Source organism: Rhodohalobacter mucosus, assembly GCF_003150675.1.
Classification (GTDB): domain Bacteria; phylum Bacteroidota; class Rhodothermia; order Balneolales; family Balneolaceae; genus Rhodohalobacter; species Rhodohalobacter mucosus.
In genome coordinates, this window is the sequence record NZ_QGGB01000006.1 from 369,334 (window position 1) to 385,688 (window position 16,355).

A 16,355-nucleotide genomic window follows, 5' to 3' on the forward strand; every position below is an offset into this window, starting at 1 on the left:
ATCGACTGACGGTTCCGACACCCATGAAATTGTATCTGCCGCTGTTACTTTTGTTGCTGTTTTCTCTTTTTACCGGTTCATGCAGCTCTGATGAGCAAGATACCGTGACGAATTCTCTTTTTACGGAATTGAACCCTGACCGAACCGGTGTCGATTTTGAAAATCTTCTGTTCCCAACAGAAGAATTCAACATGTACATTTTCAGAAATTTTTATAACGGAGGCGGTGTGGCCGTTGGGGATGTTACCGGTAACGGGCTGCCTGACATATTTCTGACCGGAAATATGGTATCCAATCGGCTCTATGTTAACCGGGGTGATCTCAGCTTTACCGATGTTACAGATATCGCGGGCCTCAATAGTGAAGGGAGCTGGTCGACCGGTGCAAGCATGGCTGACGTTAATGGTGACGGTTTGCTCGACATTTATGTAACCCTGTCGGGTGAACCCGGGGGGGATAACCGTCATAATCGCCTATATATCAATAACGGAGACACGAGCACAGTAAAGGATGGCTCCGGCTTGTCGTTTACGGAACTATCCTCAGAATATGGCCTGACGGATGAAAATTTATCAACGCATGGTTTGTTTTTTGACTACGATCTGGACGGTGACCTGGATCTGTACCTGGTGGCGAACTCGTTTCATAATTTGGGAAGCTTTCAGGGAGTTCGCGGTGATCAGCGGCGTGTACCCGATCCGCAGGGAGCAAGTAAACTCTACAGAAACGATGGAGAGAGTTTTACGGATGTTACAGACGAGGCGGGAATATACAGCAGTATTATCGGTTTCGGGCTGAGCGCCTCTGCAGGTGACCTGAACCGGGATGGGTTCCCCGATCTGTATGTGGCCAATGATTTTTTTGAAAGGGACTATCTTTATATCAACAACGGCGACGGTACGTTTACGGAGTCGCTTCCTGACTACATCCGAAGCCTTAGTTTCAGCTCAATGGGTTCGGATATTGCAGACGTTAACAATGACGGCTGGCCGGATATTTACGTAACGGATATGCTTCCGGAGGATGAAGCCAGACTGAAATCCAAAATGACGCTTGAAGCGTGGGATGAGTACCAGAGCAATGTGGAGCGCGGATTTCACCACAAGTTTACCAGAAACACCCTTCAGATCAATAATGGTAAAGGCCGCGGCTTTTCCGAAACGGGAAGGCTGTCCGGGGTGCACGCCACCGACTGGAGCTGGGCAACTCTGATCGCAGATTTTGACAACAGCGGTTATAGCGACATTTTTGTTGCAAATGGGATCTACAAGGATCTTTTGGACCAGGATTATATAGAGCAGGTAGCCAATCCGCGGGTAATTGGTGAGATGATCCGGTCGGGAGAGGAGAATGTGATAATGAACCTGATGGATGCCATGAGCAGCACACCCGTTCCAAATAAAGTGTTCAGAAACAAAAATGGAATTGAATTCGAGGATCAGACAAGAGAGTGGGGACTGGATACTCCCGGTTTTTCAACGGGGGCTGCGTGGGCCGATCTGGACGATGACGGTGCGCTTGACCTTATCGTTAATAATGTAAACGGGGCTGCACAGATTTATCGCAACAGGGGTTCTGAACTGAAACCGAACAACGGCTGGCTGAGTATTACACTTCGTGGAGACAGCGGAAATACCCACGGAATCGGGGCGCAGGTTCAGGTATGGGCCGGTGAACGGTACTGGTTCAGAGAGCACTTCCTTCAGAGAGGATTTCAGTCGAGCGTAGAACCGGGCATATATGTAGGTTTGGGCGAATCAGAGATGATTGACTCCCTGATGGTGACATGGCCGGATGGCCGGGTGCATGCGCTGTATGACGTGCCCGTACCGGCTGCTCTAACGCTTCATCAGGACGAATCGGAACGTAGATGGGTTCCGCCGCCGCCATTCGCATCCATGACGGGTGATATCCCCCTAAACGCCCTTGAGCAGGATAGTCCGCAAAGCACTGCCCCTTTGCTGTCCGAGGTCCGTCTGGACGGTATTTCAGGGGTTGAGCATGAAGCCTTTCCATTTAATGAATTTAACCGTGAGCCACTGCTGAATGTAATGAGGTCGCAAGAAGGGCCTGCACAATGCACGGGCGACGTAAACGGGGACGGACTGGATGACCTCTACATCGGGGGCGGCAGGGATCAGGCCGGCCGGCTGATGATACAGCAGCTGTCCGGTGAATTCCTCCCACAGCAATCCGAACTCTTTGAAACGGACAGGGAAAGCCAGGACACAGACTGTGCCCTTTTTGATGCCACCGGGAATGGGGTTGCCGACCTGTATGTAGCCTCCGGGGGAAGCTCCTTTTCAACGGGGTCATCGGCTCTTCTTGACAGGCTCTACATCAACGATGGTTCCGGCAGATTTCAAAAATCACCGGATTATCTCCCGGCGGGCGGATACGCAAGCAATTCAACGGTAGCGCCATTCGATTTTAATGGGGATGGTTCGCTTGATCTTTTTGTGGGTGAGCGGCTCAGGCTGTTTAATACCGGCGTTCCTGCCAGAGGGTTTCTTCTCAAGAACGATGGAAGAGGCAGTTTCAGGGACGTTACCAGCGAGTACAATGACGAATTTGAGTCACTGGGTATGGTAACAGATGCTCTTTGGGCTGACCTGACGGGTGACGGAGAGAGTGAACTGGTAATCGCCGGTGAGTGGATGCCTGTTCGTGTTTTTCGTCACTCAGGAGGCCGTTTCGAGGAAATTACAGCTGAACTGGGAATGGAACAGTCCAGCGGATGGTGGAATGCAATAGCCGCAGAGGATGTGGACGGAGACGGCCATACAGATTTGATTGCCGCAAATCACGGACGAAATTCCGTATTCAGTGCAGAAGTGGATCGGCCTGTAAAAATGTGGGTGGGAGACATCTCAGGAAATGGCATCAATGAACAGATAATCGCTTATTATGATGACGGAGACTACTACCCAACCGCCCTTCGACCGGAGATGGTCCGTGCAGTACCTCAGCTCGCTTCCCGATTCCCTGACTATGAGCAGTATGCCGGAACGCCTGTCCGGAATCTACTTACGGACGAAGAGCTTGCGAGAGCGCAGGTACTTGAGGCCAGGGTTCTGGAGAGCGTGGTTTTCCGAAACAGGGGAGGTGACAGAATGGAAATGGAGCCACTGCCAATTCGTGCCCAGCTGTCGCCAATGTTTGCCATTGAGCTGGCGGATGTGAATGAGGACGGCATTTCCGAGATTTTTATGGGCGGGAACCTGTTCAATGTTAAGCCGCACATCGGCCCTTATGATGCATCAAGAGGGGTGGTGCTGGCCTACAGAGACGGCCGGTTGATAACCCTGAACCATGAATCAACGGGCGTGTATGTGCCGGGTGAAACACGGAACATTACTGCGGTGAATATAGGAGGGGTTCCGCATCTGATCTGGGCAAGACAGGGTGAATCCTCCGTGGTATACAGGTTTCAGGAATGAGCCATGATCAATGTCATCAGCGGTTGATTCTGTAAAAAAGCGGAGTGCCGTTATTTCTGGCGATTACCAATAGGCTATCACCGTTTGCGCGCTGCAAGGAGATGATATCGCGCCCTGATCCGGGAATACTGAGCCCCGAAATCTGAGGCGGTAAACTTTTAATTTCTCCGTTTTCCGTCATAACCAGTGCGGTTCCGTAACCTGCATCGTAGGGGCCCGCCATTGGTTTGGCCTCGATCAGATTTCCTGAAAGCACAATCTCAGGTATCTGATCTCCATCCAGATCCTTGCTTAGAATACCGTGAACTGGCGTAAATTGTGCCCGCGGCGGCAGGGAAGCCCATTCAGGACCGGACTCTCTGTTGTAGATGACAATGTTTTCCAGAATGTCGGCCTGCAGAACCCGTGCCGTTTCAAGCTGTTCTGCGTCGAAGAGGTCGGACATCGATTGCGATGCGTAACTTTCATATGTCGGATAACTGGACTGAAGAGACGGAATCTGACTGAAAAGATCGTGCTTCAGTACAAAAGGCAGATCCCTTCCCTCAACAGATCGTGAAAGGATCTGATCCGTAACGCCGTTATTCTGAAAATCTCCGACCCACATTCTGAGGGGATTTTCAGTACTTGTGCGGAAGTGGGTATTCAACCCAAGATTTCCCAGGATCAGGTCGTCGCGTCCGTCCCCGTCCAGATCATCAACGGTCAGTGACATCCAGAGTCCGCGGAGCCGGCTCAGTTCCGGATTGGAGGGGATGAGCTCAAAACCGTTTCCTGTATTTCGGAAAATCATCGGGTGCATCCATTCACCCGTTATGGCCAGGTCATCCATGCCGTCCATGTCCCAGTCGATAGCGGCCGAAGAGGTGATCATGCCAAGGGAATCGAACCCATTTCCGTATTCAGCAGTTACATCCGTAAACTGACCGTTGCCATCATTCAGCATGAGAAATCCTCTTGCCGGCTGGCCAACATTGAACAGCTTGAGGCGTTCACCCACGAAGAGGTCCATGGATTCGTCACCGTTTATGTCGATAGGGGTTACCGTTGAGTTACTGGAATAGCTGCCCGTCGGCAGAAAATTTGCGGATTTGCGGAACATGCCGTTACCGTCATTCAGATAAAGGCGATCGAGGAGGCCCGAAGAACCGGTGGAATAGGAGTTGCCGCCGGACGTAACGTAAAGGTCAGGATAGCCGTTGCCTGTTGCATCAAAAAAGGCACAGTCCGTATCCTCAGCAGATTCGTCATCCATAAAATCTGGAACAGAAACAGAGCTGAAATTACCGGTTTCATCCTGCCGGACAAGTACTCCGGGTTGATTTCGTCCACCGCCGATATAGAGGTCATCCAGGCCGTCACGGTTTACATCCGCCTTACAAAGGGCAGGTCCTTCGGATGATCGCATATGAACAAGCAGCAGCTCGCGGTTAAAATCATTGTAATCGAATCGCTGGTGCTCCCAGCCGAGTCCGATACTTCCCGAAATATCAGTGAGCAGCGGAGCTGATGCGAGCCCATTCTGTGCGGGTTTCATATCGCCCGGCAGATATGAAGGGTTACTGAAACGGTGAGGGTCTTCGGGAGCTTCAGTATCGGGTTGAACAAGGCTCAGTTCTGACGGCAGTGAGATGTCGGTTAATGTTGTAACCGTGCCATTAGGCCATGTGACCCGCAACGAGTCGATACTGTTTTGCAAGCCGGTGCCGATAAAAATGCCGGGCTCCACGCTCGACTGGTAGCCGCGCTGAAGGTAGTGCTCCCTGAACCAGTACTGATCACCTGACCATGCCTCTGCCTGAGCGCCGATTGCCAGGGTATTGGGTGCTTTGCCCTGAAGCGTCAGTTTCAGGCTGCCCCGGTCCGGATAGGTCTGCAGCGAATGGTTCTGGTACAGCTTCGCAGGGTTGTTCACGTCATTGATTACCAGGTCGAGGTCACCATCGGCGTCCAGGTCGGCCCAAACGGCTCCGCTTGAAAAACCGGGTTCACCGATGCCCCAGGCTTCTGCTTTCTCTTCAAATGTGAGGTCCCCGTTGTTGGCAAACAGCACGTTGGGAACCGGGTTGGAGGGGATCATTTCAATGAGTTCACTGAAATCGAGATCCTGGTCGGAGATAATTGAGCGGATCATATCCGGATTATTGATCTCCTGTATGTAGTCGAGGTTGGTTATATCCTGCAGCAGGCCGTTGGTTACCAGAATATCGTTAAATCCGTTCAGGTCGAAATCGGCCAGAAGAACCGCCCAGCTCCAGTCGCTTGCCTGAACATCCGAATAGCGTCCGATTTCCGAATAGGTGCCGTTTCCGTTGTTGAGCTGCAGAGTGTTGCGGGTAACCTGGTAGTGATACCCCCAGGACTCCTTGTCGGTAAAGAGCTCCCAGTTTTCGTAGGTGGTGATTTTCTTGGTGCGTTCATCCGTGAGGGGCAGCATGTCGGACACATAGATATCGGGCCAGCCGTTGTTTGTGAGATCCGCGATATCAGCTCCCATGGAGGCTGCACTGATGCTGTTCATCTGATCGGTGAGAACTTCGCGAAATGTGCCGTCTGTATTATTGAGGTAGAGGTAGTCCCGTTCAAAAAAGTCGTTGGCGATGTAGATATCGGGCCAGCCGTCCCGGTTTACATCCGAGACCGTAGCACTGAGTGAGAACCCGATTTCGCTACCGTAAATACCCGCTTCGGCCGAAACATCGGTAAATAGCCCGTCATCGTTGCGGAAAAGCTTATCACCTCCATATTCATCCCGTTCCATTCGCTGGTTATCACTCAGTTCAAAATCAGCGATCGCCGCATCGGAATTGTTAAGCAGATACATGTCAAGATCGCCGTCACCGTCATAGTCAAAAAATGATGCGTGAATAGAGTAACCCGGATCATCAAGCCCGTATTCTGCTGCGGATTCAGTAAATGTGCCGTCACCGTTGTTGATGAAGAGTTCATTTCGGCGCCGTTCAGGTTCGAATTCGCCCGAATTGGTAACATAGATGTCAAGCAATCCGTTGCCGTTGATATCGACCAGGCTCACGCCGGCAGACCATGGTTTGTTTCCGGATACACCTGCTGCCTGTGTGACATCCTCAAACTTAAAATCTCCGCGATTCAGGTAGAGCTTATTCGCCCCGCTGTTTGATATGAGATACAGGTCGGGGAGGCTGTCTCCGTTCAGGTCGCCGGCCGCTACTCCGCCGCCGTTATAGAAGTTTCGATAACGATACACGTTAAAGTCGCTGGTGGAGGTAAGCTGGTTTATAAAATCAACGCCGGACTCTTCCGGCAGGATCGATTCAAAGAGCTGAGGTTCCTGATCCTGTAGCAGTGAACAGGAGGAAAGGATAAAAATGAATGCGGCTGCAATGGCCGGTAGTCTAATGGGATGAGGTTTCATCATTAAGAAAAAAGATAATATTCATTGGTCATGGCGAGCGTTCCTGCGCCGTGAGATCGAGAAATTCAATCCGGACTTTTTGTGAGTCGATTGGATAAATTTTGATCTGTCTGTTTCCCTGCACGTCTACATAGGAAGTAACCTCATCCCCCGGAAACGTGTGGGAAATGAATGATGTATTGTACTGCTCCTCATAAAGATTTACCATGTCGACAATAAGGCTGTCGGCTGCCAGATGGCCATTCCATGGTGCCCATCCATCGTAAAGAACGTCTATCGGCAAGCGGACGATTTCACGGTCTCTGAATTCAGGATAAAACTCCATGGTTGCCGATGCCTTGAGTCCTTCGGGCTTGTATATAATTTTGGCTCCACCGGTAATAACCTGATTGCGGTTGAGCTCCAGGCTGTGTCTGAGAAACTCGTCCAGCGGCATCCCGAAATAGTAGCCCAAAAACAGGGAATCCATTTGTACATCCCGGCTCAGTTCACGCTCCACAAGCTGTTCGTATTCGGATTCTGGGGTGCATGAGACTAAACCTGCGATCAAAAGTAAACAGAGAGAAACAGGTAACGTACGCATCATAGTGACGGTTGATTCTGGGGTAAATGATTGACGTTCAGTGAAACGGAAAACCCTGCCGAAAAATTTCCTTCGATGTAGCCGTTTGAATCGGAATAAGATTCAAAAATAATCGAATAATGAGTGAAATACTAAAGTTTACACTCAGTCTGAAAGGATTTGCGGACAGGTAGAAATTGTATCCGCAGATATAGCGATGTGCCGCTGACTTTATTGGTACAAATGAGAGAAACAGTATCTGCGAAACTCAGCGAGAACCTTTCCCATGAATTAATTCGACAGACGAATGTTCAGTTGTTTGCAAAGATATTTTTAGATCCACTCGTCGGTCGAAGGGGGGATCACTGCCGGTTGGTAAATGTGACATCTTCGGTGCCAACGCCTGTGATGGTGAGCGATCGCCAGCCTCGCGGGAGGGGCGTATCGATCTGAACAATGCCGCTGTCGGTGAGCTGCAGCCCGCCGAAGCCGGACAGTACCGCCTGAAGCATCCCGCCCGCGCCGGTGGCAAAGTAGGGATTGGTGCCTCCGGCCGTCTCTGCAATCACATCAAACGGGGGCAACAGATTCGGACGGTAGCCTTTGTGAAAAAGATCATAAGCCTCAGCGGGGTCATCCAGCATGGAACTGATTACCGAATAGACGGAATGGGTCATGGCGGGACCGCGCGGATCCGCACGCTGCTGATAGTAGTCCAGGTTTTGCCTCATTTGAGCCGGCTCGGTTATCAGTCCGAGCGGATAGGTAAGCAGATTCACATCCGCCTGCTTGATCATCTCCCCATCGTAGGCAGCATGCTCGCGGGTGGTGCCGTCGGGAAACTCCAGAATGGGAATGCGGTTGGCCACATATTGCCATTGCGGATCAGGCTCAATGCCGAGGATTTCAGCAGCACGCGTGGCATAAGTCAGAACCTGTATGGCCGTACCGTTGGTAAATGCATTATTGTCCACGTTTTCAGCGTACTCGTCCGCAGCTACCACATTGATGATATCAAATTCTCCATCTTCATTCTCCTCAACGCGGCTGAGCCAGAATTCAGCCACCTCCTCCAACAGAGGGTATCCTTCCTCTTCAAGCCACTCCACATCCTGCGTAACACGGAAGTAGTTCCAGAATGAGATGCCCACAACCGCCGTGATATGATGCTGAAAAGGGCCGGTTAACGCCCAGTAAGGCGTCGCTTCATCTCCCATGTCATTCGACTCCCATGGAAACATGGCTCCCTCGTATCCGTGGCTGAATGCTTTGGCGCGCGCACCTTCAATGCGGTCGGTTCTGTAGTCCACAATAGAGCGTGCCAGTTCGGGCTGCAGCATCAGAAGCGGGGGATACATCCAGAGCTCCGTATCCCAGAAAACATGTCCGTTGTAGCCAAGCCCTGACAGCCCCATGGGCGACAGGCTCAAACGGGAGCCTTCCCGAACAAACGAGTATAGGTGGTAGAGCGCCATTCGTACATCCAGCTGGTCCTGCTCGTTGCCCTCGATAATGATATCGCTCTCCCAGAGCTCATCCCATGCCTCATTGTGTTTTCGGATGAGACGTTCGCGGCCCTCCAGCATTGCGTATACGCTTAACCGTTCCGATTCACTTTGGGGATCTGAAAAGTGCTCTGTAGAGGTTGCGGAACTGACCACTGAAAAACGATAGGTTTCACCTCTTTTAAGCTCTTTGGTATGATGAAGCAGGTGCATGTTGTGATCCCAGTCTTCGTGAACATAGGCCGGCATATGATCCTCCTCAAACAGAAAACTGTTGGAGACGGCGAGGGTGTGTTTGCCGGTTGGGCTGTCGGCCACGGAGGTAAGCAGCGGAATCTGTACGTGAGGCCGGTCGATGACCGCATAATAGTTTCTCACATCGCGCAGGTGATCCGGGGCTTCAATAACGCTTGCAGGACGAATGGTAACATCGCGAAGGGCGGTGATCTCCATTTCGATCAGACTGGTAAAGGGCAGGTGGCGCAGCGATCTTACACGATACGTGACGTCCACTTTGCCGGCATGCCGGAATTCTGTTTCGAACCACGCTTCTCGCATATTGAGGCGCTGCGTCATACCGGAAATATTGCCGCGGTTAATGCGCTGCCCGTCTACGTCCAGATTCATCGCGGCAAAATTGAAGCCGCGCAGGATATTGGAGGAGCGCCCCCGGCCGTAAAAATCATATACCCCGTTCAAAACGGTTTCGCTGACGCGGAGAGGATCAGCCGATGACACAATTCCAACCATTCCGTTTGCCACCGTGATACCGTAGTAGTTATTCGGATCAACGTTTTCTGCTTCTACAATCCATCCGGAAGATTGCCCGATAGCGGCGGTTGAAACAGCAAAGAGTATCAAAAGTGTTAAGATGGGAAGGGGTCTCTTTTTCATGGTCCTGTATGTTGAATTTATTGCAGACTAGGAGTGTAATCTACATGATTCGTGGATATGGGGAAAGTGCATCTCTGTAAAAGAAAGGAATGCCGCAGAGGCACAAAAAACGAAAATTTTCCGTGCCTCTGTGGCAATAGACAGTCTTGGGGTTTATGAAGCGGAACCCTAAGCCACCGTACCCGGGCTTGTCTCACCGGCGTCGGTATCGATAATGGATGTTGCCCCTGTCTCGAGGGTTTCTGCTTCCACTTCATCATCCCAGAAGAAAAAGAAGAAGAATATGGCAACGACCAGTGCCGCTGCAGCAGGCATGATCCAGAATGAAAAGGCTCCGTCAAGCCATCCCTGGCGCGTGGCGCCATCGAGGTTGATGTTGTCGCCCCACCATCCCAGCAGGTAGTTTCCAATAAGCATCCCCACGCCATAGGTAAGCAGGTTGAAGAAGCCCTGTGCACTGGCACGGAGACTTTTTGGAGCTTTCTTCTCTACATAGAGCTGTCCGGTTACAAAGAAGAAGTCGTAACAGACACCATGAAGGGCAATACCCACAAGGAGCAGTGCAGTTGACTCCGGGAAAAACCCAAACAGAAAGTAACGGGCCGTCCACGCCAGCATACCCACCAGAAGCATCCACTTTACTCCCAGTCGTACGAGGAAGAAGGGGATAAGTATCATGAAAAGCACCTCACTCATCTGGCCGATCGTCATAAACGACGGTGCCGCATCACCGAAAGCCATGGCCGCTATAAAATCGTTGGTCCGGGCATAGTAAAAAGCCAGTGGGATACTGATGGCAAAACTGCTGAAAGAGAAGATGGCAAAGTTTTTATTGGTAAGCAGCTTCACGGCATCGAGCCCCAATGCTTCGGCCAGGCTGAATTTTTTTCCTTTTTCAGACGGGGGTGCGGGGGGCAGGGTAAAGCTGTACAAACCATAGATCAGCGAGATGATGGCCGACATCTGAAGCGGTATGGATGTAGACTGAATACCCGCTTCCACGCCTGTAAACCACTCCAGGAAAGGGATGTTCACCCAGCCAAGGATGGTTTGTGCAACCACAAAACCGGCAGCAATCCAGCCGATTGTACCCCATACACGGATTTTGGGAAACTCTTTATCCGGATCTCCGATATTTGCAAAGGAGATGGCGTTTACCAAAGCGAGCGTGGGCATATAGAGCATGAAGTAGGCAAACATTGTCCAGATAAACAGCCCCGGTTCAGCCGTAATGGTTGCAGCGTACCACAAAAGTGCGGCTCCAAGAATATGACAAACGGCATTGACCCGTTCGGCATTAAAATACCGGTCGGCAATCAGTCCCACCAGCACCGGTGCCAGCACCGCCGCCCAGTTATGCGTGGCATATGCCTGGCCAATAATGGAATTAAGCCCCTCTTCACCCTCAAAGATTTCCAGCAGGTAAATTCCCATCGTAACAAAGAATCCGCCCCATATAAAGAACTGTAAAAACATCATCACACTGAGACGGGAAATCACATAGTTTTTCGTATCCATAAGATTGGTTTGATTAACAGAAGCAGGTTTTTTATCGAGCAGTGTGAATATTCATTTTATCACCGATAAGTGCAAGTAAAAGGGCGGGTGTCGGTTTCTGATTTTTAAACCGCGAATTGCGTAAACCGGATAAGGTGAATGCCTACTACCGTGTAAGGGAATAACCTATGGAAAATTGGAAATCCACCTTGCCGGGGTATGGGTGCGTGACTGCTATATTGGTTTGTCGGCGGATTATAAAAATGAATCCACGCAATTCGTTCTGTGACACAGATTTTACAACCAGCATTTCAGATAGCAGATAAAGGTGCTCTTAGACAATACTCCCGGAGGAAACGCTTTATGGCCACGATTCAGAAAACACTTGATGCAAATGAAGCTGTTGCACACATAGCCCACCAGTTAAATGAAGTGATTGCCATCTACCCGATTACGCCCGCATCGCCCATGGGCGAGTGGGCAGATGCATGGTCGAGTGGCGGACAAAAAAATATCTGGGGCACCATACCCGATGTCATAGAGCTGCAAAGTGAAGGCGGTGCTGCGGGTGCTGTGCATGGCGCACTGCAATCGGGCGCTCTCACCACCACGTTTACGGCATCACAGGGGCTTCTGCTGATGATGCCCAATCTTTATAAAATTGCGGGTGAATTGACTCCGGCGGTGATTCATGTGGCAGCACGGTCTGTTGCGGCACAGGCTCTCTCGATTTTTGGTGATCATAGCGATGTGATGCCGATGCGAGCAACCGGTCTGGCCCTGCTGGCGTCTAACAGCGTTCAGGAAGCCATGGATATGGCAGTGATTGCACATGCAGCCACTCTCGAATCCAGGATCCCCATGATTCATTTTTTTGATGGCTTTCGCACGTCCCATGAGATTCAGAAAATTGAGTTGGTTTCCAGAGAGGTGCTTCGTTCGATGATTGACGACCGGTTTGTAATTGAACACAGAAACCGTGCACTTACACCCGACCGCCCGTTTATCCGCGGTACGGCACAAAACCCGGACGTCTTCTTTCAGGCCCGCGAATCCGTAAATCCCTATTACCTGAAATGTCCGGATATTGTTCAGGGAGTGATGGACCGCTTTGCTGACCTTACCGGAAGGCAGTATCATCTTTTCGACTACGTTGGCGCTGAAGACGCTGAGCGCGTTATCGTGCTGATGGGTTCAGGGGCTGAAACGGTGCATGAATCAGTGGAAAACATGGTTCAGATGGGCGAAAAAGTGGGCCTGGTAAAAGTGCGGCTATACCGTCCGTTCCAGATGGAGGCTTTTTTGAATTCACTGCCTGAATCGGTACGATCCATAGCCGTTCTCGACCGGACCAAAGAGCCCGGCAGCACAGGAGAGCCTCTGTACGGTGACGTACTTTCTGCGTTCAATGAAAACAGGGCGGAAGGATACAGGACGTTCAGCAAAGAACCTGTTATCACAGGGGGCCGCTATGGTCTTTCGTCCAAGGAGTTTACACCTGCAATGGTAAAAACCATCTACGGCGAGCTTAAAAAAGAGAAGCCCAAAAATCATTTTACTATCGGTATCCATGATGATCTGACTCATACCAGCCTGGACTATAAAGGGGATTCAGATCAGGCAGACGATGAAGAACTTTTTGAAGCACTGTTTTACGGCCTTGGGGCAGACGGTACCGTCAGTGCCAATAAAAACAGTATCAAGATTATTGGAGAGAACACGGACGGATACGCACAGGGATATTTTGTGTACGACTCTAAAAAATCGGGTGCCAAAACGATTTCGCATCTCCGATTCGGGCCAAAGCCCATTCGTTCGGCCTACCTGATTGATCAGGCCGATTTTGTGGCATGCCATCAGTTTAATTTCCTGGAGAGGTTCGACGTGCTGAAGCATGCCAGGCAAGGGGCAACTTTCCTGCTGAACGCACCGGTGCCGGCGGATCAGGTCTGGAGCCATCTGCCGGAAAACGTACAAAACCAGATTATCGACAAGAAACTTCGGTTTTTCTGCATTGACGGCTATAAGGTAGCCTCCGAAAGCGGTATGGGTAACCGGATCAATACGGTGATGCAGGCTTGTTTCTTTTCCATAACAGACGTTATTGACACCGAAAAAGCAATCCTGAAGGTGAAGGAAGCGATCCGTAAAACATACGGAAAGCGCGGGGATGCGGTTCTTCAAAGCAATTTTGATGCTGTGGATAATGCCCTCTCGCATATTCACGAGGTGGATGTACCCGACAAAGCCGGGTCCGGAATTACAATGAGGCCGTCCGTTCCTTCTGAGGCTCCCGAGTTTGTGCAGAATGTAATTGCGGAAATTATTGCCGGTAACGGTGATGACCTGCCCGTAAGCGCACTGCCCGATGACGGCACGTATCCGTCGGGCACTACAAAATGGGAGAAACGAAACATAACGCAAACCATCCCGGTGCTCGATCCGGATGTCTGCATCCAGTGCAGCAAGTGCGCAATGGTCTGTCCGCACGGCGTGATCCGCATCAAAGCGTATGATGAGGCTGAGCTTGATTCGGCACCCGAAGGTTTCAAATATATGGATGCAAGAGGCCGTGAATGGCCCGACAACACCAAGGTATCCATCCAGGTCTCTCCGGAAGACTGTACGGGCTGTGAACTCTGCGTGGAGGTTTGTCCGGCCAAGAACAGGGAGAACACATCCCTGAAGGCGCTGAATATGGAATCACTTGAACCGTTGCTCGAAGAGGAGAAAGTAAACTGGGATTTCTTCCTGGATCTTCCCGAGTACGATCGCAGTGAGATCAAACAGGACACAGTGAAGGGGTCGCAGTATCTCGAGCCGCTCTTTGAGTTTTCAGGTGCCTGTTCGGGATGCGGTGAAACTCCGTATATCAAATTGGTTACACAGCTGTTCGGCGATCGTATGATCGTTGCCAACGCTACGGGATGTTCATCTATTTATGGCGGAAACCTGCCCGCAACGCCATGGACAAAGAATGCTGAAGGACTCGGTCCCGCATGGTCCAATTCGCTCTTTGAGGATAATGCGGAGTTCGGCCTCGGTTTCAGGCTCACTATCGATAAGCAGACGGAGCAGGCAAGGAGGCTTCTTTCCGATCTTAGCGGTGAACTGCCCGGTGATCTTGTCGGGGCACTGCTGAAGGCGGATCAATCAGACGAACCCGGCATTTACGAGCAGAGAGCGCGCGTAAAAGAGCTGAAGGAGCAGCTTCGGGGACTCGATCTGCAGGACGCACGCATGCTGGAGAGCATTGCCGATTACCTGGTAAAGAAAAGCGTCTGGATTATCGGCGGTGATGGATGGGCGTATGATATCGGCTACGGCGGACTCGATCATGTTCTTGCAAGCGGAAGGGATGTGAACATTCTCGTGCTGGATACCGAGGTGTACTCCAACACCGGTGGGCAACGGTCCAAGGCAACGCCTCTGGGAGCCGTTGCCAAGTTTGCGGCTGCCGGCAAGGAATCAGCCAAAAAAGACCTTGGTCTGATGGCTGTGAGCAGCGGCAAAGCGTATGTGGCCCGTATCGCAATGGGTGCCAGCGACAAGCAGACTGTAAAAGCGATTATGGAAGCGGAACAATATCCGGGTCCTTCCCTTATCATCGCCTACAGCCACTGTATAGCACATGGATATGATATGAAGAACGGGTTGACGCAGCAGAAACTGGCCGTTGATTCTGCCTACTGGCCACTTTTCAGGTTCAACCCCACTCTGATGGATGAAGGTGAAAATCCGTTTATGCTCGATTCGAGAAAACCCAAAATTAAATTGTCGGAATACGCCTACAACGAGATGAGATACCTGATGCTTCTTAAGTCGAACCCGAAACAGGCCAAGGAGCTGATGAGGGAAGCCCAGCACCATGTGGATGAGCAGTGGAGTATGTATGAAAAAATGGCATCCATGTACAGAAACGGGCAAAAAGCTGCGGATTAAACCACCGCGGTATGAATCTTAAATTAACCAAGAACCGAACCGGATCCCCGCATGATTAATCTTGAAACCGAATACCTGGGACTCAAACTGAAAAATCCGCTGGTGCCTTCTGCTTCACCGCTCTCGGAAAGCGTTGATGCGGTAAGAAAAATGGAAGATTACGGCGCATCTGCGGTAGTCATGTACTCTCTTTTTGAAGAGCAGATTACACATGAAAACAAGGCGCTTGACCACTACCTCTCAACAACAGGCGAGAGCTATGCGGAGGCGCTCAGTTATTTTCCGGAGCCGGAAGAGTATAAAAATATCCAGGCGGAGGAGTACCTGGAGCAGATCCGGCTGCTGAAAGAGGCTGTTGATATCCCCGTGATAGCCAGCCTGAACGGGGTGTCGAAGGGCGGGTGGATGTCGTATGCCTCCAAAATGCAGGAGGCCGGGGCTGATGCCATAGAGCTGAACATCTATTATGTGGCCACTGATCCCTCCCGTGACGCTTCCGAAATTGAAACAATGTACCTTGACAATATCAAACAGGTGAAAGAAGCTGTTTCGATACCGGTGTCTGTGAAGACCGGGCCTTATTTCAGTTCATTTGCCAATATGGCTATGAAAATGGAGAAGGCCGGAGCCGATGGACTGGTTCTTTTCAACCGGTTTTACCAGCCTGATATCGATCTCGAAAACCTGGAGATCCTGCCAAGCCTGCAGCTCAGCCACTCATTCGAAAAAAGGCTGCCGTTGAGGTGGATTGCCATACTGAGGCCGCTGCTGAAGTCCAGCCTGGCCGCCACTACGGGAATCCATTCTGCGGAGGATGTCATCAAAATGATACTTGCAGGCGCTGATGTAGCGATGATGGCATCCCTTCTTTTGGTCCGGGGCGTGAAAGAGCTCACTTTGATTGAAAACCGCATGAAGGAGTGGATGGAAGAACATCAATACGCTTCCCTTGATCAGATGAAAGGAAGCATGGACTCCCGCTCGGTAGCAGAGCCGGCCGCCTTTGAAAGGGCGAACTATCTTAAGATTCTTCAGAGTTATTGAGTACATTCTCTCTTTGGCGTCAGATGCTGAAGGCATACAAGAAAATCTCATTCAACCACCATATCCAAATTCTATAG

General features: G+C 50.9%; 7 protein-coding genes. 3 read left to right on the forward strand and 4 right to left on the reverse strand.

The features are described from left to right. The first annotated feature begins 104 nt into the window (after nucleotides 1-104). Nucleotides 105-3,440 carry a VCBS repeat-containing protein gene (locus DDZ15_RS09270; RefSeq protein WP_158278664.1) on the forward strand — a complete coding sequence of 1,112 codons (3,336 nt, stop codon included), beginning with the start codon at nucleotides 105-107 and terminating at the stop codon, nucleotides 3,438-3,440. Nucleotides 3,441-3,456: 16 nt separating this feature from the next. Here DDZ15_RS09270 and DDZ15_RS09275 read toward each other — a convergent pair whose 3' ends face one another. The 4 genes from DDZ15_RS09275 to DDZ15_RS09290 form a co-directional block, all read right to left on the reverse strand. Next, nucleotides 3,457-6,834, reverse strand: coding sequence for a VCBS repeat-containing protein (locus DDZ15_RS09275; RefSeq protein WP_479725183.1), 3,378 nt, complete (start codon nucleotides 6,832-6,834; stop codon nucleotides 3,457-3,459). Between the two features lie 28 nt (nucleotides 6,835-6,862). Further along, nucleotides 6,863-7,420: a hypothetical protein gene (locus DDZ15_RS09280; protein ID WP_146198559.1), complete on the reverse strand. Its 558-nt coding sequence runs from the start codon at nucleotides 7,418-7,420 to the stop codon at nucleotides 6,863-6,865. A gap of 338 nt (nucleotides 7,421-7,758) precedes the next feature. Further along, nucleotides 7,759-9,795 (reverse strand): kojibiose hydrolase, encoded by a 2,037-nt coding sequence (locus tag DDZ15_RS09285; RefSeq protein WP_109646809.1) that lies wholly within the window; start codon nucleotides 9,793-9,795, stop codon nucleotides 7,759-7,761. Nucleotides 9,796-9,963: 168 nt separating this feature from the next. Beyond that, on the reverse strand, nucleotides 9,964-11,313 hold the full coding sequence (locus DDZ15_RS09290; RefSeq protein WP_109646810.1) for an MFS transporter: 1,350 nt from the start codon (nucleotides 11,311-11,313) through the stop codon (nucleotides 9,964-9,966). Between the two features lie 342 nt (nucleotides 11,314-11,655). Here DDZ15_RS09290 and nifJ point away from each other — a divergent pair, with 342 nt between their 5' ends. Both nifJ and DDZ15_RS09300 read left to right on the forward strand, forming a co-directional pair. After that, nucleotides 11,656-15,234, forward strand: coding sequence for a pyruvate:ferredoxin (flavodoxin) oxidoreductase (gene nifJ, locus DDZ15_RS09295; RefSeq protein WP_109646811.1), 3,579 nt, complete (start codon nucleotides 11,656-11,658; stop codon nucleotides 15,232-15,234). Nucleotides 15,235-15,285: 51 nt separating this feature from the next. Further along, nucleotides 15,286-16,278: a dihydroorotate dehydrogenase-like protein gene (locus DDZ15_RS09300; protein WP_109646812.1), complete on the forward strand. Its 993-nt coding sequence runs from the start codon at nucleotides 15,286-15,288 to the stop codon at nucleotides 16,276-16,278. Nucleotides 16,279-16,355 lie beyond the last annotated feature (77 nt).

Bases quoted from the DNA above. Each gene is read 5' to 3' on its own strand.
- nifJ (WP_109646811.1), top strand. From the start codon at position 11,656: ATGGCCACGATTCAGAAAACACTTGATGCAAATGAAGCTGTTGCACAC.
- DDZ15_RS09280 (WP_146198559.1), bottom strand. From the start codon at position 7,420: ATGATGCGTACGTTACCTGTTTCTCTCTGTTTACTTTTGATCGCAGGT.
- DDZ15_RS09290 (WP_109646810.1), bottom strand. From the start codon at position 11,313: ATGGATACGAAAAACTATGTGATTTCCCGTCTCAGTGTGATGATGTTT.
- DDZ15_RS09285 (WP_109646809.1), bottom strand. From the start codon at position 9,795: ATGAAAAAGAGACCCCTTCCCATCTTAACACTTTTGATACTCTTTGCT.
- DDZ15_RS09300 (WP_109646812.1), top strand. From the start codon at position 15,286: ATGATTAATCTTGAAACCGAATACCTGGGACTCAAACTGAAAAATCCG.
- DDZ15_RS09275 (WP_479725183.1), bottom strand. From the start codon at position 6,834: ATGAAACCTCATCCCATTAGACTACCGGCCATTGCAGCCGCATTCATT.